This window comes from Margalitia sp. FSL K6-0131 (assembly GCF_038008735.1).
GTDB classification, from domain to species: Bacteria; Bacillota; Bacilli; order Bacillales; family Bacillaceae_C; genus Margalitia; species Margalitia shackletonii.
In genome coordinates this window covers 3,633,581-3,656,896 of record NZ_JBBOZS010000001.1, presented here as the reverse complement: position 1 = coordinate 3,656,896, position 23,316 = coordinate 3,633,581, and the positions used below count along the sequence as shown (strand labels likewise).

Genomic DNA, 23,316 nt, shown 5'->3' with positions numbered 1-23,316 from the left:
GGAGGGATATAATTTTGGCAGCACCTGCTATTAACATTAATATTTTTGTTTTGAAAATTAATTCCTTTGAAAATTGTTCTGCTGTAAATATTGGTCAAAACTTATTAGCGGATTGGCATAATTCGGATAAGAAAAATCAGGGGTTTGGTCAACTTATGGGGGATGATTCTCCAATTGTCGGAACTAGAAGTCTTGTCGATGACAGAGATCAAATTGATTCTGCATCGTCCTTTGAATCAGTGCCTTTTAAAATAAAGAATGACTGACAAATCGTCAGTCATCGCTTGGGTCCACTTCATCCCAGGAGAGAGTGGTAACACTTGTATAATCGCCTGCTTCAATTTCTGCTTCTGTAGCATCACGGTCAAGTTCTTCAGCATCATCCATGCCTGGGGCAATCGATGGTTCTTGACCGTTCCTTTTCTTCTGCATGTATACTAACCTCCTAACCATAATTGATGCTGATAGTTTACCCATTATCCTTCAAATAATAAGGTAAGTAAGATGGTCAAGAGGAAATGAATTAATTTACTTCTTCGATAATTGGTTCCAATCCGATTACCACATTACCTTGGATTGCTCTTGAAATCATACAGCTTTTTTCTGCCTTTTCTGTTAATTGTTTTACTTTTTCTTCTTGTTCACTCAAATCTCCCTTATTTAAAACGACATGTGGGCGATGAATGATCTTTTTGTATGTAATGATACCCTTTTCAACCTCTACAATGCCTTCGGATTCAATGGTTAGACTGCTAACACCTATTTTTCTTCTTTCCAACATTGCAGCTAGCGTAATAATATAACATGTGGCGGCTGCACCTAAAAGCATTTCGTCTGGATTCGTGCCAACACCTGGGCCATCCATTTCAGGAGGAATAGAAATCTTTGTTTTTAAATTTTTTGTTTCTAAATCTCCAACGCTATTTCTTCCTTCTGGCCAATTGATTTTTAAATGAAAATGATGTTCTTCCATGAAAATTCCTCCTTTTATCTTACAAATTATAATAAGAATTGTTTTATCGTATAAAGTATTTCAAAAGATTTATCTATTTCTAGCGCAGGGCAGCCATCGGCAAGCGGATTTCACCGTCTCCTCGTCCTTCGGGTTATCAGGTAAAATTACATTTCAAATTTCACTCATCCGTACACTAGAGCTGCGGCGCCCCTGCTTTTCTAATTATATTATAGAATAAAAACAATTCGTACATATAAGCTTCAGACTGTATTGTTTCCGAATTTTCCAATATAATAATCACATATAGGGAAACCTTCGACTAACGGTTAACCGTTTATGTCGGATAAAAGGAGAGGGATAATGTTGAATACATACGGAAACGCAAGAGAAACAATGCAATTAATAAAAGAACTTGTTTCTATTCCAAGCCCATCTGGGAATACAACCAAGGTTATTGAGTTTTGTGAAAACTTTTTAGGCGAGTATCATGTAAAAATGGCAAGAAACCGTAAAGGCGGACTACTCGTTACCATACCTGGGAAAAATGACAGGAAGCATAGAATGTTAACTGCACATGTTGATACCCTTGGTGCAATGGTAAAGGAAGTAAAAGCAAACGGACGTTTAAAACTCACGATGATTGGCGGGTTCCGTTGGAATTCTGTGGAAGGGGAATATTGTGAAATAGAAACCTCAGCAGGAGATATCTATACAGGTACCATTTTAATGCATCAACAATCTGTCCATGTTTATAAGGATGCAGGAAAAGCAGAAAGAAATGAAGAAAATATTGAAGTTCGAATTGATGAAAAAGTGAAAAATGCCGAGGAAGTACGCGCCTTAGGAATTGAAGAAGGTGATTTTGTTTCCTTTAATCCACGGGTTGAAATAACAGAGAGCGGCTATATAAAGTCAAGACATTTGGATGACAAAGCGAGTACTGCCATTTTACTAAGGTTAATCAAATATATTCAGGAAAATAATGTGGAGCTTCCATACACAACTCATTTCCTTATTTCTAATAATGAAGAGATTGGTTATGGCGGAAACTCCAATATTACTCCGGAAACGGTTGAATATCTAGCTGTTGATATGGGAGCGCTTGGTGATGGCCAAGCATCAGATGAGTATACGGTATCTATATGTGCAAAAGATTCAAGCGGTCCCTATCATTATGGTTTGAGAAAGCATTTAGTAAACTTAGCGAAAGCGAATGATATTGATTACAAGGTTGATATCTATCCTTTTTATGGCTCAGATGCTTCCGCTGCCATTAGGGCGGGTTTTGACATCGTTCATGGCTTAGTTGGCCCTGGAATTGAGTCATCACATGCATTTGAAAGAACACATGAAACTTCCATTGCTAATACGGAAAAATTATTATTTACTTATGTTCAATCTGAAATGGTTATCTAACTTTATCATTTAATAAAAAATATAGGTGTCCCAATTGGAAAATATAGGGGCACCTCTTTCATAGATAAGAAAATGATAAAATGTAACAATGAGGATAGCTATTCTATAAAAAACGTTTGCTTTCAGCTTCGCGCATTCTGCTACCAGATGGGCAAGGTGCATACTCATTTGTTATTGGGGATGAGAATATGGTTGAAATAAAGCATATTTTAGAAAAATGTCGGTTAATGCTTGAGATGAGGCAACTAGCCTTCGCCATTGAAATGACAACACTTAAGCTTTTGAACGATCAATTCGAGATGGAAAGAATGGATATTCGCAATGATTTTTTAGTTAGAGGTATATGTATGAAAGAAGTGGATGGATTAATGGAAGAGCCGTCTTACTATCAAATGAAGTTCATACCAAAGCATGCACGCTGGAATTATTTAAAAAATGAAAAGGATCAATTGGCACAATGCATTCAGAAAGCGTTAACAGATTTAACTTCTTCGTATGATAAAAAATGGGATTTGGAGAATTTTACAATTGCTAACATAATTAATATTTTAGATTTGTATCAGTTCACAGGAAGAGCTTCTTCTAAAAGAGAATTAGAAATACAACAAATGAAGACATGGATGAAAGAAAATAAAGTGAACTCTAAGCAAGCATTACTCTTCAATGCTTATTCAGAATTATTAAAATAAATATGGATGAAACTTTTACAGTATGGTAAAATATTGTTAAGTTTATTTGGATAGAAAGGAGCAGTTCCGACTTATGCCAACATCTACTTTGTAATGGACCTAATAATTGGATATGACTTTACTGGAAAACGCTGTTTTTCTCCCAGGGAGAGGTCTGTCTATTTATCCCATTACAAAGGAACGGAACAAATCTGTAGTATCGAAGTGTACAGAGGTTCTCTTTGGGAATCTCTTTTTTATTTCTGCAAAACTTCATACTAAATTTATCCAAATAAAGGTTACGTTCCTTTATCTTATTAGAGGTGAAGGAAAATGCAAGATTTTCAATTGTATTGGAATATTGTTCGTGATGAAGCAGAAGAAATACTTTATAAGCATTGCAAAAATTGCGGAAAAACTGTGGTATTTAAAGACACACTTATTCGAAGACATAATGCAAATGGGAAGAATATCTATCGTTATGCCATTTATAAGTGTGAAAAAGATCATACATGGAATCAGAAGCTTAGTGTATATAAAACTTATACAGATCATGTAAAAGTATACGATACAAAAGAAGAAAAAGATCTGCCAAAGATAGAAGAAATGAATTTGGAATGGAATAAACTTATGGATAAAGGCATATGCACGATTTCGATTACTATCCAAAATATTATTGGAAATAAGCATAGAATCGATAAGACATTGGCAGAACGAATCCCCGATTTGAGCCGTTCGCAAATAGTTCAAAGAATAAGGGATCATTCGATTTTGGTTAATCGGGAAACATGTAAGCCTAGTCAAACATTAATGAAGGACGATATCATAACCATTAAATTAAAATAATCTGTATTCTCTGCTTCCTGTAATGGTTGCAGGGAATTAATTATAAGGAGGATACACCATATGAAAGCTAGTGTTGCTGGGATCAAAATCGGATCGTTAAAAACTGGTGAAAAGAATTGCATTACGGATGTGAAAGGTGTTCGTGTTGGACATGTTACATTAAAGGAAAATGTAAATGCAGATGAGTGTATACGGACAGGTGTGACCGCGATTTTACCGCACAGTGGTAATCCATTTAAGGAAAAAGTGCCGGCAGCAAGTTATGTCATCAATGGCTTTGGGAAGACAACTGGCCTTGTCCAAATTGATGAACTGGGACTTCTTGAATCTCCAATCTTACTAACCAATACATTTTGTGTGGGGAATGTATTACAGGGATCACTTCAATACATGCTTCAAGAAAATCCGGAAATTGGGGATACTACCAGTTCCATTAATATTGTAGTTGGAGAATGTAATGATAGCTATTTAAATACAGCACGCTTAATGGCTGTAACACCCGAGCATGCAATAGAAGCAATAAAAGCAGCATCAGGAGACAAAGTGCAAGAAGGAGCAGTTGGTGCTGGAACAGGGACAATGTGTTTTGGATATAAGGGCGGAATTGGTTGTGCATCTCGAGTTGTCCCTTTTAATGAAAATGAAACATATACAGTAGGAATTCTTGTTCAAAGTAACTTTGGTAAGAAAGATGAATTTTATTTTGATATAATCAAACAGGAAGATAAAATGGAACGGCCAGACGGATCGATTATGATGATTCTTGCAACAGACGCACCAGTGTCAGATCGACAACTGAAACGATTGGCAAAAAGATGTCCAATTGGACTTGGCAGAATTGGCAGTAACATTCATCATGGAAGTGGAGATGTTGTGGTTGCTTTCTCCAATGCTGCAACAATACCGCATGATCAAAAGAACGGTAAGGAAAACGTCCATGTATTAAGAGAGGATCATCCAGTTATGAGTTTACTTTTTCAAGCAGTTGCAGAGGCAACAGAGGAGGCAATACTAAATTCATTACTGCAAGCAGAAACAACTTCGGGAAGAATGGGCAGAGTAGCAGAAAGACTGCCGGAAAATATTATTAATGTGTTAAAATAGGCATCGGTTTTAATCTAACAGCTTTTAGGAGGTTCCCCAGTTGAAAATCAGGAAGACCACAATATTAAATAAGCAGGAAGATCTTTATATATATGAAAATAAAAAGGATGATTATTTTGTGGTTGCCGTTCCAGTACTTGAATGGTCAACGTATTTTACATATGATGATCCTAAAGATGAGCTTGTATCACGCTGGTCTGAAAGTTTAAATGAAAAGGTCGGAGGAGAAGAACAAGCAATAGAGTTGGCATTAAAAATATTTGGGTGGACAAGAGAAATGTAATAACCGATAATTGGTGATATTACAAATATATATTTATAAATGAATTTTAGGAACGAAAGGAATTTACATCATGACTTTTAAAGATGAGGTTTTATCACGTAGAACCTTTGCTATTATTTCGCATCCGGATGCCGGAAAAACAACCTTAACCGAGCAATTGCTTTTATTTGGCGGTGCTATTCGTGCTGCAGGAACAGTAAAAGGGAAGAAATCAGGAAAATTCGCCACATCCGATTGGATGGAAATCGAAAAGCAAAGAGGTATTTCCGTTACATCCTCCGTTATGCAATTCGAGTACAACGGATACCGTGTAAATATTTTAGATACTCCGGGACACCAAGATTTTAGTGAAGATACTTATCGAACTTTAATGGCAGTTGATAGTGCTGTTATGATCATTGACTCTGCAAAAGGGATTGAGGATCAAACGATTAAGCTGTTTAAGGTTTGTAGAATGAGAGGCATACCAATCTTTACTTTTATCAATAAGCTTGACCGCCAAGGGAAAAATCCGCTCGAGCTTTTAGCTGAACTGGAGGAAGTATTAGGGATTGAGTCATATCCAATGAATTGGCCGATTGGAATGGGAAAAGAATTTCTTGGGATATATGATCGATATTATAATCGGATTGAGCAATTTCGTGTAGAAGATAGTGAGAGATTTATCCCACTTAATGAAGAAGGAGAAATTAGTAACGATTCATCTAAGCTGAAACAATCCGGACTATATGAACAAGCACTGGAAGAAATTTTATTATTAAATGAGGCAGGAAATGAATTTTCTCGTGAGAAAATCGCTGACGGTACTTTAACACCTGTGTTCTTCGGCAGTGCACTTACAAACTTTGGGGTGCAAACTTTTTTAGAAACATATTTGCAATTTGCACCTTCTCCACAGCCGCGCAATTCCAATGAAGGTCTTATTGAACCGATTTCTGAAGAATTTTCTGGATTTATTTTTAAAATCCAGGCAAACATGAACCCTGCGCATCGTGATAGGATCGCCTTTTTGCGCATTTGTTCCGGTGAATTTGAAAGGGGTATGAATGTTACTTTATCAAGAACCGGTAAATCTATCAAGCTTTCTCAATCCACTCAATTTTTGGCGGATGATCGAAGCACCGTCAATAATGCGGTAAGCGGAGATATTATTGGAATTTATGATACCGGTACCTATCAAATTGGCGATACCTTATCGTCAACCAAAGGAAAGCTTCAATATGAAAAATTACCGCAATTTACTCCAGAATTGTTTGTGAAGGTTTCAGCTAAAAATGTGTTAAAGCAAAAACATTTTCACAAAGGTGTTCTTCAGCTCGTCCAAGAAGGAGCAATACAATTGTATAAAACATACAGAATGGAAGATTATATTTTAGGCGCTGTCGGACAACTGCAGTTTGAAGTATTTGAACACAGAATGAGAAATGAGTATAATTCTGAAGTCATTATGGAGTCTATCGGTTCCAAAATCCCACGCTGGATTGATGAATCCCAAGTGGATGAATCTCTTTCCAGCTCACGTAGCCTTCTTGTGAAGGATCGATTTGATAAACCATTATTCTTATTTGAAAATGACTTTGCGTTAAGATGGTTTCAAGATAAACATCCGGATATAAAATTAAGCAATCCATTAGAATAGTCATATTTATATAGACAGGTGCATAGAACGCCTGTCTATTTCTTTTTTTAAGGTTCGTTTTGTGTAAATGGAGATACACAAATTTCATTTCTTCTATATCATTGCATAAATCCTGTTATAGATGGGAAAATTATGGTTGACTTCTTTAATAATGGCTCTTTTCTTAAACAATGTTGTTTTTGTATTCGAATACTTTCGTCACAACTTTAATCGGGTTAAATAACTTTAAAAGAAAAGATGCCTCTAAACCATATCTGATTAGGATTTATTATAATTGACGAAAAGCAATAATCAATACGAAAACAGCCTTAATGACAACGGAGGAAAATGGTATGAGCGTAAAAGATAATTCTTCATTTGATATTGCTGATTTTTGGATAGCCTTTTTAAATGGACCAGGTGGAAAAGTTAATAATGACTTTAATGAAATGGACGAAAATCCTAAGTTTTTTGATGATGACCAATCTAACACATACAAGGGTTAAACAATGAAAAAAGTGGAGCCACTTGAGGCTATTCTATGGAGCATTGCCTTGCCGGGCTTTGCCCAACTATTATCTGGGTCACTTGTAAAAGGAATACTGTTCATTTTATTAGAGTTTCTCATTAATGTTAAAAGCAATTTTAATGAAGGGATTATGCTCAGCTTTTTAGGGCAAACTGTTATGGCAAGTAAAATCATTAACTATCAATGGCTAATGTTCTATCCATGTTTATATATGTATGCAATGTGGGATGCGTATAAATCTGCTCAGGAGAAGGTGAAAAAATACAGTTATCTCCCTTTCGCATTTGGTGCATATTTTGTAACTGTTGGCCTCATGTATTCGCCGCAAATCAAGATCTTTAATATTTTTATCGGACCAATTTTTCTTCCTATGATTTTCTTAATCCCTGGTTTAATCATCGGGAATGGCATTCGTTTAATACTGATAAAGATATCCAAATCCTCCATTTAACTTAATTTAGATAAATACAGGTAATTATTTATTGCCAGCAGGTTAGCTGTTTAGTATAATAAAGAAAAATAATAATACTTTGACAATGTCAAAGGGGAGTAGCTTTGGGTGTGAAAACATCTAAACAAAGTCGTCATTACATGAAGAAATTCATCGGCTTTGTTGGCATGATACATATGTCTAGCAAGACCTTTGCCTATAAAGGGCAGAGGTCTTTTTTTGCGTCCTTTATAGGGTTTGTTGTTAAAAGTAAGGGAGGCAAATTCTTTTGGACATTTCATTGTTGATGGAGTATGGCTGGGTGTTACTTGTATTAGTGGGATTAGAAGGGATATTGGCAGCTGATAATGCTATTGTTATGGCGGTAATGGTTAAACATTTACCTAAAGAAAAGCAAAAGAAAGCATTATTTTATGGCTTAATCGGCGCATTCCTGTTTCGATTTCTCGCCCTATTCCTAATATCCTTCTTAGTAAATGTATGGCAAATTCAAGCAATTGGTGCTTTATATTTACTATATATTTCTGCCCATCATCTGTTAAAAAGAAAAAAAGGCTTGGATGGTGATCACAAGGAACCAAGACAAAAACAATCTTCTTTTTGGATGACAGTATTTAAGGTAGAAATTGCTGATATTGCTTTTGCTATAGACTCAATGCTCGCATCTGTTGCACTTGCAATCACATTAAAACCAGCTGGGTGGTTTAATATTGGCGGAATAGACGGTGCGCAATTTATTGTTATGCTGCTTGGAGGGATTATCGGATTAGTGATTATTCGATTTGCTGCAAATGGTTTTGTAAAATTACTGCAAAAATATCCAAGCCTAGAGACGGCAGCCTTTCTCATTGTTGGCTGGGTGGGAGTAAAGCTGACCGTTTTAACATTGGCTCATGAAAAAATAAGTATAGTAGATGAACATTTTCCGGAATCTTTTACTTGGAAACTAGTATTCTGGTCAGTTCTCATAATGATTGTTTTATCAGGGTATTTGACTGCCAGAAAACATAATACTGAAATCAGCCAGGGAATGTAAGAACAAATACAAAAGTTCAGCAGCTTTAGCATATGGATTTCTTATTCCCCGACAAGACCATCTGATACACAGTTAGGTAGTTCAGTCGATGGCTGCCTGCGCGAGACGTATACAATTTTCAGTTATCTACGGATGAAATGTTATGATCTCTAAGTAATAGAAAAATTGCTCCTACCAGAGCAGTTTTTTATTTATTTTAACACCCTCACAAATTAGTAATCTTTGTCGTACTTTTATATTGATTGAAATATTTTTGTAAATACAAAGAAAACAAGTCAATTTTCCCATCCATGTTATAATAATAGGATGGGGTGAGTTCTATGCTCAAATTGCTATGGAAAGAAAAGAATAAATCACTTGAAGAAATAGCGGTTTCTATCCAAAATGGTGACGAAGCAGCATTACGTGAATTGCTTTCGCAGTATAAGCCTTTTGTAAAGAAAACGGTTTCTACCGTTTGCAAGCACTATATTGACGATAGTGATGATGAGTTTAGTATTGGTCTAATTGCTTTTCATGAGGCAATTATGAAATATGATGAAAATAGAGGCTCATCCTTACTGGCATTTGCAGAGGTAATTATTAAGCGGAAAGTGATTGACTATATACGAAGTAATTCTAAATATAAAGAAATAAGTATGCAATTGGTTACCAATGAAAGTGAAACAAATGGTACGCTGCAATCAATAGAGGACAATTTATCCATTGAAAAATTTCATATAAAAAAAGATGATGAAAAAAGAAAAGAAGAGATTATTCGATTCGGAGAACTATTAAAGACGTTTAAGCTTTCTTTTAACGATTTAATAAAACAATCACCTAAGCATGAGGATGCAAGAATCAATGCTTTTAAGGCAGCAATAGAAATTGTGAATGACCGCGAACTTCTGGAGCAATTAATGGAAAACAAAAAGCTGCCGATGAAATTACTGGAAAAGAAAGTAGATGTAAGCCGGAAAACTTTGGAACGAAATCGTAAATATATTATTGCTGTGGTTTTAATTTTAGCGGGTGATTTTCTTTATTTGAAGGAGTATATAAAAGGCAGGTTAGAGGGATGAGAAAAGGAGTTATACTTGAAATTAAGAAAAAATATCTTGTCATGCTTACCCCGGATGGTGAGTTTGTTAAAGGAATGAAACCTCATGATCACCTTTATATAGGACAAGAAATATCCTTTGATCCATATTTAAAAAAACTTCATTTCCCCCTGGTCTTGACTCCCGCTAAAATTGGTAGTTTAGCTGTGGTAAGTATAATGATTTTATGTGCACTATTATTTAATTTTACTAATCAAAACAAGGCCTATGCCTATGTTTCAATTGATGCGAACCCTAGTGTAGAACTGGTTTTAAATAAAAATTTGCAGGTTATTGGTGCTAAAGCACTGAATGCAGATGGTCAGAAAGTGTTAGCAAAAGTGGATGTGGAAGGAAAACAGGATTTTGAGGATATTGCAAAACAGGTGTTATTGACTAGTAACTCACTTGGATTTATAGATCTCAATTCAAAAGTTGTAATTGCATCTGTTTTGAAAGATGAAAATAATAAACAGAGATTAGAGAAAAAAGTTCAAGACTTAGCTCCGGTCGCAAAAAGCGTTAATGCGGATCTTAAAGTGGTAAATGCATCAATGGATGAAAGAAAAAATGCATTAAAAAGCGGTGTATCGACAGGGAAATATGTAATGGAAAAAGAAATGAAGAAAAATATTGAAAAAGAAAATACATTAAAAAATCAAACACAACCGCCTAAACAAAATGTAGACATTCCAAAAAATAAACAAAATGAAATAATACATAAGGAAAAAGAGCCTGTCCAAAAGAATATACAATACAAGCAAATAATACCGGATAGAAACTATGGGCAACAAAAGAAGATAGAAAGAATACAAGAGAACAAAAGAAAAATGGAAGAAAAAAAAGGAACGAAAAATCACCATTGGTCCAATCATCATGATAATGGAAATCATGGCAATTATGGAAATCATAAAAATAATGGAAATCATGGGAATAATAATAGATGGCATAAAGATAACGGTAATCATTATGGTCATCAAAAGCATAAAAATAACGGTAATCATGGGGAAAAGAATCAAGAACAAAAAAGGAAAGGAAAATGAACTCATTTTCCTTTCCTTTTTTTATACACAGTTAACCGCTAGTTTCTTTTAATAGGAATATAAATATGAAATTTGGTTCCCACACCAACTTCACTTTCAACCTCGACTTTCCCCTTATGTTCTTTAATAATTTTGTAGCTTACCATTAAGCCTAATCCTGTCCCGCGTTCCTTCGTGGTATAAAATGGTTCTCCTAGCCGTTTTATCTTCTTTTCCGGGATTCCTTCGCCTTCATCTTCTATAACAATATGTATGTACTCATTTGGCTGATTATCAATCGTAATCGTAACAAAGCCGCCTTCTGGCATTACCTCAATAGCATTTTTGATAATATTAATGAAAACCTGTTTCATTTGATTTGGTTCACAAAATACATCAGGAAGCTCGTCTGCATACTTAAAGTTAAACTGAACATTATTCATTAATGCTTGTCCATTTAATAACTCTAATGTTTCCTGCATTACCTTTCTCATATCATTGTTTTTAAATTGGATTGCCTGCGGTTTTGCTAAAATTAAAAACTCTGTAATAGTTGATTCAATTCTTCTTAATTCGGACATGATCACCTTAAAATACATGGAGTGATCTTCCTTTATACTCATTTCCAATAGCTGAATGAATCCTTTTAATGCTGTCATTGGATTTCGTATTTCATGAGCAATACCTGCGGCCAATTCTCCGACTACACTAAGGGTATCTGACTTTTGCAATTGCTCCTGCAATCCTATTTTTTCGGTTACGTTTCTAATCACTGTTAAGCTTAAATCGGAGGCAAGATTCCATTTGGAGTTTATTTCGAAATACTTACTGCCATTTTCCGATGAGATGGTTAGTGTTGAATCTGAAGTACCGAGTTGCTCTAATTCTTTTATATGTGCTTCAATATCATCCTTAAATCGATCATCAATAATTTCCCAAATACCTTTTCCAATAATGTCATCTCTATTAGCTTTTAAAATTTGTGCGGCAAGAGGGTTTATATCGACAATTTCGTATTGACGATTCCACAATACCATCCCATCAAACGAGCCTTCAAAGACATTACGAAATCTCTCTTCACTTTCCCGTAATTCCTTTTCCATTTTGTATCGTTCACTGGCATTTCGAAAGATAGTCATATTAGAGCCGTCTACAAAATGCTTTTTTGAGGTGAATTCCAGTTGTTTCAATTGACCATTTGGCATGAGAAATAACAGCTCATCTCTTATTTCTCCTTTTTTATAAAATTTACTTAGAAGTGAGTAAAAATGTTCGTTCTTCTCTAATACAAAATCCCATAAATTACTTTGTAAGAATTCTTCTGAACTGCATTCAAATATTCGTAAAGCCGATTGATTTGCCATCAGCACATTTCCATCATTATCCCAAAAGACAATCCCGTCAATGGCTTCTTCGAATAGGCTTCTGTAAAGCTCATCGCTTTGCTTAAAATTGAAGTTTTTTTGTTTGGCAAATTTTAGACGGTCTTCTGTTTTCTCATCACTAATCTCCATTCACGCTCTCTCCTATATAATCTTATATGTATAATATGGACAAGGACCTAACCCTTCGTGTCCTATTTGGAATAGTTTTCTATATCCATTATTTTCGGTGTTTTCCCCGAAATTCCTGCGTAATTAACAATTTTTTTATCACCTGTCATACATTGAGGTTTTTTATTTTCTTAGGTAAAATGGTAAAGATGTTCAATTCCTTAAAAAAGATGAGGTAATAATATAAAATGAATATTATTGTTAGTACACTGAATGCTAAATATATTCATACTAATTTAGCGATTCGGTATTTAAAAGCATATGCAGCTCCTGAATTCAATGTCAAAATAGCGGAATATACTATTAAAGATCCAATTATGAATATTGTGTCGGATTTATTTTCTAAAAAACCGGATGTATTAGGATTTAGTTGTTATATCTGGAATATCGAGGAAACGATAAAAGTCATACAAGTAATGAAAAAAATTATGCCTGAGTTAATTATTGTTCTAGGGGGTCCTGAAGTAACATATGATTTTACCTATTGGCTAAAACGTTTGCCAGAAGTTGATTATATTGTAGTTGGGGAAGGGGAAGAGACCTTTAAACAGCTCCTTATACAGCTTGAAGGGCCTGCGGATATCGAAAGTGTACAGGGCATTTCTTATATGAAGGATGGTAAGGTCGTCATTAATCCATCCCGTTCCAAAATCGACTTAAAACAACTTCCGACTCCATTTCGTTTTGAAGAGGATTTGCCGCATCTTTCGAAAAGGGTTGTATATGTTGAAACAAGTCGTGGCTGCCCTTTTAATTGTCAATTTTGTTTATCCTCTATCGAGCTTGGTGTACGTTATTTTAATCGTGAAAGAATTAAAGAGGATATTCGTTTCTTAATGGACCATGGTGCAAAAACCATAAAATTTGTTGACAGGACTTTTAATATTAGCCGCAGCTACGCAATGGAGATGTTTCAATTTTTAATTGATGAGCATAGACCTGGAACGGTTTTTCAATTTGAAATCACCGGTGATATTATGAGACCTGAGGTCATTAACTTTTTGAATGAAAATGCCCCAAGAGGATTATTCCGATTCGAAATTGGTGTTCAATCGACAAATGATCTTACGAATGAACTTGTTAAAAGAAGACAGAATTTCGAAAAACTATCTAGAACTGTAACAATGGTGAAGGAAGGCAAAAAGATTGATCAGCATCTTGACCTTATTGCCGGCTTACCAGAAGAGGATTATCATTCCTTTCGAAAGACATTTAACGATGTATTTGCCTTACGCCCTGAAGAATTACAACTTGGATTTTTAAAAATGTTGAGAGGGACGGGAGTTAGAATAAGAGCAAAGGAACATGACTATGTCTACATGGATCATGCACCTTATGAAATTCTGAAGAATAATGTTCTATCATTTGAAGATGTTGTAAAAATAAAACAAGTCGAAGATGTCTTAGAAAAATATTGGAATGATCATCGAATGGACGAAACCATTGAATATCTAGTAACACAGTTATTCGAAACCCCTTTTGACTTTTTCCAGGAGTTTGGTACGTATTGGGACGAGCAAGGCTGGAGTCGGATAGGTCACCAATTAGAGGATTTATTTAAACGCTTGAGCCAATTTTTGAGCAGTATTCATTCATCCCAATTAGAAATAGTAGAAGGGCTAATGAAATATGATTATTTAAAACAACATCGCTATAAACCACGAAAATCATGGTGGAATCAAAACATTAGCAAAGAAGAAAGTAAACAGGTATATGAATATGTAAAAAATCATCCTGAACAATTAGGGAAATCATTTCAGGAACTTTCACTTTCCGAAAAGGACTTAATAAAGCATACAATTGTAGAAAAAGTTCCATTTGATAGTGCTGAGTTTTTACAAACAAAAGTTTTAAAAGAGCACCCATCTTATATGTTGATTTACTTCGACCCAATTTCAGGCAAGTCAACTATTTTTCCAGTAAGGAAACAATAATGCCAATTACTTGGCACTATTGTTTCTTTTTTCGTTGTCCTTCTTATTATCATTGCTTTTGGCAGCTTGACTAAGCTCAAAAAATTTTGAAGCATTAATATCGCCAAATTCTGAACCGAGTTCTTCGCTAGTTGTTATTTGTTCTTTCTTTTTAGCCATTGTTTTTTCCTTTTCTTCCTTGTTTGGAATTACGATTAGCATGTTTTGCCGTTTCTTCCCCACTCGAATATTCAGTAGCAAATTCTGATTCGGCAAGATTCTTTATTGGAGTTTTATTATTTTTTAATGCAGCGCCACGCTCTGCTTTTCTTTTTACCATAAACTGCATCCCCTTTAGTTGAAAAATTTAATAAATGTACATTGATATGATATCCGAAAGAAAATAATTTAGTCGGGTTTTATAAAATACGCGGTTCAACATTTTACCACTTATGATTCTGCTTTTTTATTTCATACTAATACTACAAAGCAACAAACCATCTTTTTATATGAAAGGGAGAAAAAACAATGGCAAGAAGCAGCAATAAACTATTAGTTCCAGGAGTGGAACAATATTTAGATTCAATAAAATATGAAATTGCACAGGAATTTGGTGTAAATCTTGGCTCAGATACTGTATCAAGAGCAAATGGCTCTGTTGGCGGAGAAATTACAAAACGGTTAGTTAAGCAAGCACAATCAGAGCTTTCCGGACAAAATAAGTAATGGGGATAAAATGGGGTTCCCTATAAGTCCCTAAAATAAAGGAAGTGAGAAAAATCAATTTGTTTTCTTCACTTCCTTTTGTTTTTTTAGGGATTATTACTGAAATAGTTGAAGGGTTCCTTTTACTTCAAGTATAAAGAAATAGCAATTTTGTAACTTATAAGGAGATATATTTATCACACATATTTTCCCGGATCTGTTCTACATAATCAGGATATAATATCCCTTTTTCGGTAATAATTGCAGTAATTAAATGGTTCGGTGTAACATCAAATGCCGGGTTATACACATTTGTGTTTTCAGGTGCAATGGTTGTATTCACTATTTGAAGCACTTCCATAGGACTTCTTTCTTCTATTGTAATTTCATCACCTGTGTTAATGGTTAAATCAAAGCTTGTCGAAGGAGCAGCAACATAAAATGGGATGTTAAGGGCTTTTGCTATTAATGCTAACCCAAAAGTGCCGATTTTATTAGCTGTATCACCGTTTGCAGCTATTCGATCTGCTCCAACAATGACTGCCTTAATTCCCTTTGTTTTCATTGTATGAGCAGCCATATTATCGGTAATTAAGGTAGTTTCTACACCTGATTGCTGAAGTTCCCAAGCGGTTAATCGTGCTCCTTGTAAAACAGGTCGGGTTTCACAAACGTATACATGAAATTGTTTTCCTTTTTCCCTAGCAAGATGAAAAGGAGCAAGCGCTGTTCCATATTTTGCAGTAGCGATAGAGCCTGCATTGCAGATGGTCATCACGGAGTCTCCGGGATGCAGCAATGTTAAGGCGTTCTCACCAATTTGCCTGCACATTTCCTCATCTTCCGCTTGAATTTGAAACGCCTCATGAAGAAGAGTAGTTTTTGCTTCGTTAATGGAACGAACATTTTCCAATGATTTTTCTAAACGATTAAGCGCCCAAAATAAATTTACAGCGGTCGGTCTTGAACTGGCCAAGTAGCTTTTTTCTGTGTTTACTTTCAACTTAAATTGTTCAAGTGTTTCAAAGTCATACTTTTGCGCAGACATTGCAAGTCCATATGCTGCCGCAATTCCGATTGCAGGCGCTCCCCGAACCTTTAGTGTAACGATCGCATCATATACATCCTCAATTGTAGTCAAATTAATATAATCTGTATGATGGGGAAGATTTTGCTGATTTAAAAGTTTAATATGATCTTCCTTCCATTCTACAGATATCGGAATCCGTATTGTTTGAACCATTCTAATACTCCTTTTTGCCTATTATTCATTGATGTTTTGTTTTATAAAAGAAATATAGTCTTCCATACCATTAATTTTATGGCGATAAAGAATACAAGCCCTGCCTAGCTTTAAAGCTGTCTTTTTCGCAGCAATTCTCACCTTTATATCCGTTATTCCATCTAAATCCTTTACATGTGAAAGACCAATGGTACGGCGGATTAATTCACAGCCCGCAAAGCCGATAGAGTCCGTAAAGATTTTTCCAAGGATATACGGCAAATAGCTTTCAATCTCCGCAAATGGTTCAAGGCAATCTTTTTGCCATGAATCGGTGAAAATCGTTTGAAAGATATCCCAAGTTTTTTCTAAATGATTTAGAATTACTTGTCTTTGTTCACCAGTTCTTACGATTACTTGAAAAATTAGATTCGCAAAAAATTGGCCAACGTCGAAACCAAACGGGCCATAGAAGGCAAACTCGGGATCAATGACCTTTGTTTCGGTTATACTGGCAAAAATGCTGCCTGTATGTAAATCTCCATGCAGAAGGGCTTCGGTTTCAGTAAGAAATTGCTTCTTTAATTTGGCAACCTCGAATTTTAAGGATGCATCTTTCCATATCTCACGCACGGTATCCTTTAGTTCCTCTTCAAAATCATTTGTATCAACATCAAAAAATGGATCTGTAAAGACTAAGTCCTCCGTAATTTTGCATAGTTCTGGGTTGGAAAATTGTTTCACCAAATCCTTCTTCTTGAAAGGGTGAAGAGCATAATCGGATGTATAAAACAATGTCTTTGCTAAATATTCTCCAACATGTGAAGAAAGCAGCGGATAGTTTTGACCATCGATTAAGCCAGTACGGGCAATAGTTAAATGAGATAGATCCTCCATAACGGTAATCGCCAAGGTTTTGTCAGTATGATAAACCTTTGGTACAAGATGCGAAACAAACTCACCGTGAGTTTTTAAGGCATTAGCCTCGATTTCAGAGCGATGGATGGTTAACGGCCAGCTTTCTCCAACCACTTTAGCATAAGGAAGAGCTTGTTTTATAATAATTCCTTTTTGCTTTTCATTATCGACAATATGGAAAACTAAGTTTAAATTGCCATCGCCTATTTCTTTACATACAAGGTTTTCTTTATTGGTAAACAGTTGTAAGTTGATTGCTAAATTAATCGCTGATTCCACTGTTAATGGTTTGTACGTGTTTTCTGTCAATACTGCCATGATAACTCCTCCTTCAATAACACATTAAATGCAAATATAGATAGTGTTTTCTTGTTGCTCAGGGATTTATAAAATTGAACCTTGTGGATAACTTTTTGAAAAGTTGTCTACGTCTAGCTTCAAGTGAAATTGGCACTTCAAATTTCACCAGCGCCTATCGGCTAGTGGATTTCTCCGTCTCCTCCCTACGATAAGTCAACATCAGTTGAAAATGGAAGTGCTATTTTCACTTGTTCGTGAACTACCTCATTGTGTTTCCTTTATCTCGAGGTGAGCGACTACGAAATCCATACGCCGATGGGCAAGGCGCTTACGCATTTGTTCTTAAGAGGCTTTTCAACATTAGAAAAGCCTCTTTCCACATAGAAAGAGGCTTGAAGTCATCTTCGCACCTCTTATCTGCCAGAAGGAAATCCTTCTGTTGGAATTAGCACCGTGCCTTATGGGAAAAATCCCGGCGCATTCATTAGCGCCCCGTTTCACAACGGTATTACGGTCGGTTGCTGGGCTTCATCGGGCCAAATCCCTCTGCCTACTCTTGATAAGAGAAAATTAAGTCATAATCAAATATTCAATTAACGCTATTTTACAAACATAAAAATCATTTTGTCAATAATAATAAAAAATTTTAATAGAATTCTGGTAATCTGTCAGCAAAAACAGGGATTGTGTTTCGGACCTTTGAAACGGTTTCTAAATCAATTTCTCCCGTAATGAGCTGTTCATTTTCCGTTCCTTCCGCAATAATCTATAGTGATAGGTAAGAGTTTGATGTAATCTCCGTCTTTTCCCCCACTTCACACTGAGCGAGCCCCTTTCAGAGCACTCAGCGTTCCATCGTTTCCAACTGATACAATAAATTATTTTAAACTACTATTGGTTCATTTCCAGATTCAGTTCTCAAGCGATTAAGCTTGTTAAACTGTTTCGTATTAAGATTTAGAGTTCGAAGAACCTCCCGGATTCTATCAGGATTTTTCATGTATATGAGTTTATGTACTTTGGAATCTATAATCACTAAGTTAGAGTACTTATCAGTGCCACCCATCCTACGGGGCTTAACGTTATGACAATAGATTCTATCGATTCCTATTACTTCACCTGTTACATAACATTTTCCATACTGGGCTACGTATTTTGATATTTTGTTGTCGTTGTACTCAATGCTCCGATTGACAGAATAATTGGACATGACATATTTCAAAACATCTCTTGGTATGGCTTTAAGATTGCTATGAACTTTCTCACGACCAACCTTTGAAAAGTTGCATATATTTTGTGAAAAGTTCATTGGCTTCTTGTGATGTACTCCGGTGATTGGAAGTAAAGGTGCATTTTGAACTACATATACCTTAGTATCTGATTTTATCCCTTGAGTTTTCTTTTTAAATTCTTCGGATGTCTCTTTGAATCTAATAACGCTCATGTTGTTTCTTAATCTGGTTTTAATGGCTTTGCGCAAACCGTAGCTAATCTCCGTTAAATCAAGATATATTTTCGTGGCATATCGGTAGTAATTTTGTATACCAATTAAGGTGGTATTATATCGAATTACATTTTCTGCTATAGGATTCTTTTGAATTTCTCGAACTCTATCCTTTAATACTCTTTTGGTTTTAGTGATAGCTTTATCAGTCATGTTTGTTTTTGCTACCCAACCAAATTTAGATTTTCCTTGAGGAACCAATTTGACTTTAAAACCTAGAAAAGTAGAAGAGTTCTTTTTTAAATTGACTACTTTAGATTTGTCGGCATTGACTTCAAGACCGAGTCTTTTCTTAAGAAAGTCAACTGTGGCATGATAGTATCGCTTGGCATCCTTATATGTTCTACACATGATTTTAAAATCATCAGCGTAGCGTATAATATAGCCATCCTTGAGATTAGTGTATTTCCTAGCATATTGACGAAACCCAATGGTGGTCGCATTTTTAGGTTTGTAAGTTTCCCATTGATTGCTGACCCACCAATCCAGTTCATTAAGAACAATATTGGACAACAAAGGGGAGATTATCCCACCTTGCGGTGTTCCTTTAGTAGGAATTCCTTCACCCTCAATTTCGGATTTAAGAATTTTAGAGATAATACAGAGTAGGGACTTATCTCTTATTCCAATTGTCCATAGCTGCTTCAAAAGTTTTCCATGATTGACATTGTCAAAGAAACCTTTTATGTCAATATCAACACAGTAATGATGATGTCCAATGTTCATGAGACTAATCATCCTACTAAGTGCATGGTGGGTGCTTCTGTTTGGTCTAAAACCATAACTGTGGTTATGGAATTTTGCTTCACAAATTGGTTCAAGAACTTGCAAAATACTCTGTTGAACCAATCTGTCCCAAATAGTAGGAATGCCTAAAGGTCGCAATTTATCGCTTCCTTCTTTAGGTATATACACTCTTCTAACCGGTTGTGGTTGATACCAATCCAACCTATCTCTTACACCACGTATAATTTCACGGTCATTCAAATGCCAAATATCTTTAATAGTTAATCCATCTGTTCCCGCAGTTTTACTACCCTTATTACTTTTAATATTTCTAAATGCTAAACGGATGTTATCTTCGGAACCAATAATAGACATTAATTTATAGAAGTTGTTACCGTTAAGACTGTTGGAATATAATTCATCAAAATAATCTTGCATATTATAATATTCACTGTGTCTTAACTTGGGCTTCTTCAACATGGGCTGTACCCTCCCCAGAAGGAGAAAGCTACATCTCTTAGTTTTACTCAAAACCACGTTGAACCGTTTAAATAACTATCAGTCTTCAATCGACTAGTGGCTATCCCTCCACGTTCATTACACGCTTCATAGGTACTGTGCCACCACTTTCACTGCCATAAATTTTAGTTATACATTTACTAATATCATAAATGCTTTCCTAAGAACCGTTTCATTGGAGTGCAAGTCCTCAACGTTGGCAGTTTACCACGTTCCATTATTCCTATCTTTACATATACACTTTTAGGTTTCTCCTATGAGCCTGCTACCTCGATATTGCCTTTAACAATATATGGACTTTCATAAAGGAGAGTTTTACTAATCCACAGTAGCGACACCACTTGTGTCAACAGACCTTTCGACCTGCTTCCGATATAGACCCGTACCATCAGAGATTCGTCCGTACGAAACACCAATCACATGCGTTTCTTAGTACATCCTAACCATAAGTGTTTTATAGACTCCCGGTCTATAGGTTGCACCATCCACCTCTGGACAGTTTTCGTGTCATAAGACTTACGGCAACTCTCGACCGACTTCATCGAGCTTCATACAGAATAATTCTTGCCAATTATTCTGCATGTCGAAGGATTAGAGGAAGCCCTTCAAGGCGTTACCCTTTCATTTGACTTCTCGGAATAATAGTTCACTCGAAACAGGAAATATGTTTCAAAGCGCCTAAGCTTTTCACTTAGGAACGTGTCGCGCCTCCCCATGGATCGATAATAAGCGAATGTCCAAAAAAATGGTTGTTTGGGTCACGGCCAACTCGGTTGCATGCAATAACATAACATTGATTTTCAATAGCTCTAGCAGTTAATAAGGTTTTCCAGTGATGCAACCTAGGATTTGGCCATTCGGCAGAAACAAAGATAGCTTTTGCTCCATTTAATGCGAGCTTACGTATCCATTCAGGAAAACGAATATCATAGCAAATAACAGTGCCGAATGTTTCATTCTCCAACTGGAATAAGCCGTCTCTTTTTCCTCCTTGAAGATATAGATGCTCATCCATTAATTTAAATAAATGCAGCTTATCGTATTCTTTAACCAATTGTCCTTCACGATCTACAATTAACATCGTATTGAAGATTCCATCTGCTGTTTTTTTCGCCACTGATCCTCCAACCAGGTGTATTTGAAATTCCTTTGCAGCATTTTGCAGAAAACGCACAGATTCCTTTGCATTTTCATCCCCAATTTCGAATAATCGAGTTAGATCGTATCCAGTAGTCCATAACTCTGGTAGAATAGCAATATCACAATTTGCCTTTGCAGCTTTTTGAATCCACTTTCTAGCTTCTGCATAATTTTTATCCGGATTACCATACTTAATATCCATTTGAATACAGGCGATTTTCCACTTCATCCATACCACTCCTCAAAAAATTCCTTTACATCGTATTGTTTTCGTTATAACATTTGTAATTAGATTTTGAAAGTAATATTTAAAAACAGGCGAATATTCCTTACAATTTGAAGTTACATAACACTTTATAAATATAATTAAAAAGGGTGATTTTATGAAAACGTTTCCTAAATCCGATATTCTGAAACACTTACCGAAGCAATTTTTTGCATCCCTAGTTTCAAAGGTGGAGCAGGTGAAAACGCAAGGGCATGATGTGATAAATCTTGGACAAGGAAATCCGGATCAGCCTACACCTGAGCATATTGTCAAACGATTGCAGGAGGCAGCTTCCAATCCTATTAATCATAAATATTCCCCTTTTAGAGGATATAGTTATTTAAAAGAAGCGGTTGCAGCGTTTTATAAACGTGAATACGGGGTAACACTTGACTCGGAAACAGAGGTGGCAGTTTTGTTTGGCGGAAAAGCTGGCCTTGTGGAAATTTCCCAATGCTTGCTAAATCCCGGTGATACGGTACTTGTGCCAGATCCGGGATATCCGGACTATATGTCAGGAGTAGCGTTGGCCCAAGCAGTGACGCATAATATGCCTTTACTTGCAGAGAATCATTTCTTGCCAAAATATGATTCTATTCCACAGAAAATCGCAGATTCGGCAAAACTGATGTTCTTAAACTATCCAAATAACCCGACAGGTGCGTGTGCAGATGTGTCTTTCTTCGATGAAACGGTTCAATTTGCGGAAAAGCACAATATTTGTGTAGTACACGACTTTGCTTATGGTGCAATTGGCTTTGATAATAAAAAGCCAGTGAGTTTTCTGCAAGCAGAAGGTGCAAAAAATACTGGAATTGAAATTTATACATTATCTAAAACATATAATATGGCAGGGTGGCGTGTAGGATTTGCTGTTGGAAATGCAAGTGTGATTGAAGCGATAAATTTGATACAGGATCATTTGTATGTTAGTTTATTTGGAGCTGTACAAGAAGCAGCAGCGGCAGCGCTTTTGGAATCACAAGAATGCGTCCATGAATTAACGGCAATGTATGAGGAGAGAAGAAATGCTTTTATCAAAAGCTTACAAGATATTGGATGGGACGTTCAAGCACCAAAAGGATCTTTTTTTGCATGGTTAAAGGTACCAGACGGGTATTCTTCCATTGAATTTTCGGATTTGTTGTTAGAGCGTGCCTATGTTGCAGTAGCACCAGGGATTGGCTTTGGGGAATACGGGGAAGGCTACGTAAGAGTAGGTCTATTAACGTCTGAATCCAGACTGACAGAAGCAGCCAATCGTATAAAGAAATTAAATATTTTTTGATTGACAACCTGAAAAAATGGTGGCATAATTCATAATAATTTGAAGTAAAGATTAAATTGAAAACGCAAAAAAGTATATAAAATCGAATTAAAAATAAAATGATTCTTATCAAGAGCAGGTGGAGGGACGAGCCCTTTGAAGCCCGGCAACCGATCTAATTTGTTTAGACACGGTGCTAATTCTTGCAGCTATAAGGCTGAGAGATAAGAAGAAGTTTTTCCATAAAACCTCTTCTTATGAAGAGGTTTTTGTA

Annotated in this window: 24 protein-coding genes and 3 riboswitches; of the genes, 15 read left to right on the top strand and 9 right to left on the bottom strand. The window is 35.8% G+C overall.

The features are described from left to right. The first annotated feature begins 8 nt into the window (after nucleotides 1-8). Nucleotides 9-266, top strand: a complete 258-nt coding sequence (locus NSQ59_RS17910) for a hypothetical protein (protein ID WP_055740647.1) — start codon at nucleotides 9-11, stop codon at nucleotides 264-266. A 7-nt stretch (nucleotides 267-273) separates the two neighbouring features. Here NSQ59_RS17910 and NSQ59_RS17905 read toward each other — a convergent pair whose 3' ends face one another. Beyond that, a complete protein-coding gene (locus NSQ59_RS17905; RefSeq protein ID WP_163258593.1) occupies nucleotides 274-432 on the bottom strand; it encodes a hypothetical protein in 159 nt (52 codons plus the stop codon). A gap of 91 nt (nucleotides 433-523) precedes the next feature. Continuing rightward, nucleotides 524-973: an OsmC family protein gene (locus NSQ59_RS17900; protein ID WP_055740646.1), complete on the bottom strand. Its 450-nt coding sequence runs from the start codon at nucleotides 971-973 to the stop codon at nucleotides 524-526. Between the two features lie 342 nt (nucleotides 974-1,315). On the opposite strand from NSQ59_RS17900, the gene NSQ59_RS17895 reads away from it, so the two are divergent. The 11 genes from NSQ59_RS17895 to NSQ59_RS17845 all read left to right on the top strand — a co-directional run bounded on the left by NSQ59_RS17895 (nucleotide 1,316) and on the right by NSQ59_RS17845 (nucleotide 11,028). Next, on the top strand, nucleotides 1,316-2,371 hold the full coding sequence (locus tag NSQ59_RS17895; protein WP_055740645.1) for a M42 family metallopeptidase: 1,056 nt from the start codon (nucleotides 1,316-1,318) through the stop codon (nucleotides 2,369-2,371). Between the two features lie 188 nt (nucleotides 2,372-2,559). Continuing rightward, nucleotides 2,560-3,060, top strand: a complete 501-nt coding sequence (locus NSQ59_RS17890; RefSeq protein WP_055740644.1) for a type I restriction-modification system subunit M N-terminal domain-containing protein — start codon at nucleotides 2,560-2,562, stop codon at nucleotides 3,058-3,060. A 312-nt stretch (nucleotides 3,061-3,372) separates the two neighbouring features. Then, nucleotides 3,373-3,885, top strand: a complete 513-nt coding sequence (locus tag NSQ59_RS17885; RefSeq protein WP_055740643.1) for a hypothetical protein — start codon at nucleotides 3,373-3,375, stop codon at nucleotides 3,883-3,885. Nucleotides 3,886-3,945: 60 nt separating this feature from the next. Beyond that, entirely contained in the window at nucleotides 3,946-4,989 is a 1,044-nt protein-coding gene (locus NSQ59_RS17880; protein ID WP_055740642.1) for a DmpA family aminopeptidase, read from the top strand. 40 nt (nucleotides 4,990-5,029) lie between these two features. Continuing rightward, on the top strand, nucleotides 5,030-5,272 hold the full coding sequence (locus tag NSQ59_RS17875) for a YueH family protein (protein ID WP_055740641.1): 243 nt from the start codon (nucleotides 5,030-5,032) through the stop codon (nucleotides 5,270-5,272). Nucleotides 5,273-5,342: 70 nt separating this feature from the next. Further along, a complete protein-coding gene (locus tag NSQ59_RS17870; protein WP_055740640.1) occupies nucleotides 5,343-6,911 on the top strand; it encodes a peptide chain release factor 3 in 1,569 nt (522 codons plus the stop codon). Nucleotides 6,912-7,243: 332 nt separating this feature from the next. Next, complete coding sequence (locus NSQ59_RS17865) at nucleotides 7,244-7,396, top strand: hypothetical protein (RefSeq protein WP_161809261.1); 153 nt, start codon at nucleotides 7,244-7,246, stop codon at nucleotides 7,394-7,396. A 3-nt stretch (nucleotides 7,397-7,399) separates the two neighbouring features. Beyond that, nucleotides 7,400-7,870, top strand: a complete 471-nt coding sequence (locus NSQ59_RS17860; protein WP_055740639.1) for a hypothetical protein — start codon at nucleotides 7,400-7,402, stop codon at nucleotides 7,868-7,870. Nucleotides 7,871-7,951: 81 nt separating this feature from the next. Then, nucleotides 7,952-8,115: riboswitch (yybP-ykoY riboswitch) on the top strand. 23 nt (nucleotides 8,116-8,138) lie between these two features. Continuing rightward, nucleotides 8,139-8,906 (top strand): TerC family protein, encoded by a 768-nt coding sequence (locus NSQ59_RS17855; protein ID WP_055740637.1) that lies wholly within the window; start codon nucleotides 8,139-8,141, stop codon nucleotides 8,904-8,906. A gap of 320 nt (nucleotides 8,907-9,226) precedes the next feature. Then, nucleotides 9,227-9,967 (top strand): RNA polymerase sigma-I factor, encoded by a 741-nt coding sequence (sigI, locus tag NSQ59_RS17850; RefSeq protein ID WP_055740636.1) that lies wholly within the window; start codon nucleotides 9,227-9,229, stop codon nucleotides 9,965-9,967. After that, on the top strand, nucleotides 9,964-11,028 hold the full coding sequence (locus tag NSQ59_RS17845; protein WP_055740635.1) for an anti-sigma factor domain-containing protein: 1,065 nt from the start codon (nucleotides 9,964-9,966) through the stop codon (nucleotides 11,026-11,028). Before sigI ends, NSQ59_RS17845 begins: the two co-directional genes overlap by 4 nt. Nucleotides 11,029-11,066: 38 nt before the next feature. Here the strand turns inward: NSQ59_RS17845 and NSQ59_RS17840 are convergent, their stop codons facing one another. Then, nucleotides 11,067-12,521: a PAS domain-containing sensor histidine kinase gene (locus NSQ59_RS17840; protein ID WP_055740634.1), complete on the bottom strand. Its 1,455-nt coding sequence runs from the start codon at nucleotides 12,519-12,521 to the stop codon at nucleotides 11,067-11,069. A gap of 227 nt (nucleotides 12,522-12,748) precedes the next feature. On the opposite strand from NSQ59_RS17840, the gene NSQ59_RS17835 reads away from it, so the two are divergent. Beyond that, on the top strand, nucleotides 12,749-14,494 hold the full coding sequence (locus NSQ59_RS17835; protein ID WP_055740633.1) for a B12-binding domain-containing radical SAM protein: 1,746 nt from the start codon (nucleotides 12,749-12,751) through the stop codon (nucleotides 14,492-14,494). 6 nt (nucleotides 14,495-14,500) lie between these two features. Here the strand turns inward: NSQ59_RS17835 and NSQ59_RS17830 are convergent, their stop codons facing one another. Continuing rightward, nucleotides 14,501-14,653 carry a hypothetical protein gene (locus tag NSQ59_RS17830; RefSeq protein WP_163258591.1) on the bottom strand — a complete coding sequence of 51 codons (153 nt, stop codon included), beginning with the start codon at nucleotides 14,651-14,653 and terminating at the stop codon, nucleotides 14,501-14,503. After that, the gene (locus NSQ59_RS17825; protein ID WP_055740632.1) at nucleotides 14,646-14,813 is read right to left on the bottom strand and encodes a hypothetical protein; all 168 of its coding nucleotides are present in this window, start codon (nucleotides 14,811-14,813) and stop codon (nucleotides 14,646-14,648) included. Before NSQ59_RS17825 ends, NSQ59_RS17830 begins: the two co-directional genes overlap by 8 nt. 188 nt (nucleotides 14,814-15,001) lie before the next feature. Between NSQ59_RS17825 and NSQ59_RS17820 the strand changes: the two genes are divergently transcribed. Then, on the top strand, nucleotides 15,002-15,199 hold the full coding sequence (locus NSQ59_RS17820) for an alpha/beta-type small acid-soluble spore protein (RefSeq protein WP_055740631.1): 198 nt from the start codon (nucleotides 15,002-15,004) through the stop codon (nucleotides 15,197-15,199). A 157-nt stretch (nucleotides 15,200-15,356) separates the two neighbouring features. Here the strand turns inward: NSQ59_RS17820 and mtnA are convergent, their stop codons facing one another. The 4 genes from mtnA to NSQ59_RS17800 form a co-directional block, all read right to left on the bottom strand. Then, nucleotides 15,357-16,421, bottom strand: a complete 1,065-nt coding sequence (gene mtnA, locus NSQ59_RS17815) for an S-methyl-5-thioribose-1-phosphate isomerase (protein ID WP_055740630.1) — start codon at nucleotides 16,419-16,421, stop codon at nucleotides 15,357-15,359. 21 nt (nucleotides 16,422-16,442) lie between these two features. Further along, nucleotides 16,443-17,636: an S-methyl-5-thioribose kinase gene (gene mtnK / locus NSQ59_RS17810; RefSeq protein WP_055740629.1), complete on the bottom strand. Its 1,194-nt coding sequence runs from the start codon at nucleotides 17,634-17,636 to the stop codon at nucleotides 16,443-16,445. A 392-nt stretch (nucleotides 17,637-18,028) separates the two neighbouring features. Next, a riboswitch (SAM riboswitch) is annotated at nucleotides 18,029-18,184 on the bottom strand. Between the two features lie 317 nt (nucleotides 18,185-18,501). Continuing rightward, nucleotides 18,502-20,328, bottom strand: a complete 1,827-nt coding sequence (gene ltrA / locus NSQ59_RS17805; RefSeq protein ID WP_340829483.1) for a group II intron reverse transcriptase/maturase — start codon at nucleotides 20,326-20,328, stop codon at nucleotides 18,502-18,504. Between the two features lie 730 nt (nucleotides 20,329-21,058). Continuing rightward, entirely contained in the window at nucleotides 21,059-21,736 is a 678-nt protein-coding gene (locus tag NSQ59_RS17800; protein WP_340832358.1) for a carbon-nitrogen family hydrolase, read from the bottom strand. A gap of 154 nt (nucleotides 21,737-21,890) precedes the next feature. On the opposite strand from NSQ59_RS17800, the gene NSQ59_RS17795 reads away from it, so the two are divergent. Continuing rightward, nucleotides 21,891-23,063, top strand: coding sequence for a pyridoxal phosphate-dependent aminotransferase (locus NSQ59_RS17795; protein ID WP_055740627.1), 1,173 nt, complete (start codon nucleotides 21,891-21,893; stop codon nucleotides 23,061-23,063). Nucleotides 23,064-23,165: 102 nt separating this feature from the next. Then, nucleotides 23,166-23,273, top strand: a riboswitch (SAM riboswitch). Nucleotides 23,274-23,316 lie beyond the last annotated feature (43 nt).

Bases quoted from the DNA above. Each gene is read 5' to 3' on its own strand.
- NSQ59_RS17905 (WP_163258593.1), bottom strand. From the start codon at position 432: ATGCAGAAGAAAAGGAACGGTCAAGAACCATCGATTGCCCCAGGCATG.
- NSQ59_RS17900 (WP_055740646.1), bottom strand. From the start codon at position 973: ATGGAAGAACATCATTTTCATTTAAAAATCAATTGGCCAGAAGGAAGA.
- NSQ59_RS17895 (WP_055740645.1), top strand. From the start codon at position 1,316: ATGTTGAATACATACGGAAACGCAAGAGAAACAATGCAATTAATAAAA.
- NSQ59_RS17890 (WP_055740644.1), top strand. From the start codon at position 2,560: ATGGTTGAAATAAAGCATATTTTAGAAAAATGTCGGTTAATGCTTGAG.
- NSQ59_RS17885 (WP_055740643.1), top strand. From the start codon at position 3,373: ATGCAAGATTTTCAATTGTATTGGAATATTGTTCGTGATGAAGCAGAA.
- NSQ59_RS17880 (WP_055740642.1), top strand. From the start codon at position 3,946: ATGAAAGCTAGTGTTGCTGGGATCAAAATCGGATCGTTAAAAACTGGT.
- NSQ59_RS17870 (WP_055740640.1), top strand. From the start codon at position 5,343: ATGACTTTTAAAGATGAGGTTTTATCACGTAGAACCTTTGCTATTATT.
- NSQ59_RS17865 (WP_161809261.1), top strand. From the start codon at position 7,244: ATGAGCGTAAAAGATAATTCTTCATTTGATATTGCTGATTTTTGGATA.
- NSQ59_RS17860 (WP_055740639.1), top strand. From the start codon at position 7,400: ATGAAAAAAGTGGAGCCACTTGAGGCTATTCTATGGAGCATTGCCTTG.
- sigI (WP_055740636.1), top strand. From the start codon at position 9,227: ATGCTCAAATTGCTATGGAAAGAAAAGAATAAATCACTTGAAGAAATA.
- NSQ59_RS17845 (WP_055740635.1), top strand. From the start codon at position 9,964: ATGAGAAAAGGAGTTATACTTGAAATTAAGAAAAAATATCTTGTCATG.
- NSQ59_RS17840 (WP_055740634.1), bottom strand. From the start codon at position 12,521: ATGGAGATTAGTGATGAGAAAACAGAAGACCGTCTAAAATTTGCCAAA.
- NSQ59_RS17835 (WP_055740633.1), top strand. From the start codon at position 12,749: ATGAATATTATTGTTAGTACACTGAATGCTAAATATATTCATACTAAT.
- NSQ59_RS17830 (WP_163258591.1), bottom strand. From the start codon at position 14,653: ATGGCTAAAAAGAAAGAACAAATAACAACTAGCGAAGAACTCGGTTCA.
- NSQ59_RS17825 (WP_055740632.1), bottom strand. From the start codon at position 14,813: ATGGTAAAAAGAAAAGCAGAGCGTGGCGCTGCATTAAAAAATAATAAA.
- NSQ59_RS17820 (WP_055740631.1), top strand. From the start codon at position 15,002: ATGGCAAGAAGCAGCAATAAACTATTAGTTCCAGGAGTGGAACAATAT.
- mtnA (WP_055740630.1), bottom strand. From the start codon at position 16,421: ATGGTTCAAACAATACGGATTCCGATATCTGTAGAATGGAAGGAAGAT.
- mtnK (WP_055740629.1), bottom strand. From the start codon at position 17,636: ATGGCAGTATTGACAGAAAACACGTACAAACCATTAACAGTGGAATCA.
- ltrA (WP_340829483.1), bottom strand. From the start codon at position 20,328: ATGTTGAAGAAGCCCAAGTTAAGACACAGTGAATATTATAATATGCAA.
- NSQ59_RS17800 (WP_340832358.1), bottom strand. From the start codon at position 21,736: ATGAAGTGGAAAATCGCCTGTATTCAAATGGATATTAAGTATGGTAAT.
- NSQ59_RS17795 (WP_055740627.1), top strand. From the start codon at position 21,891: ATGAAAACGTTTCCTAAATCCGATATTCTGAAACACTTACCGAAGCAA.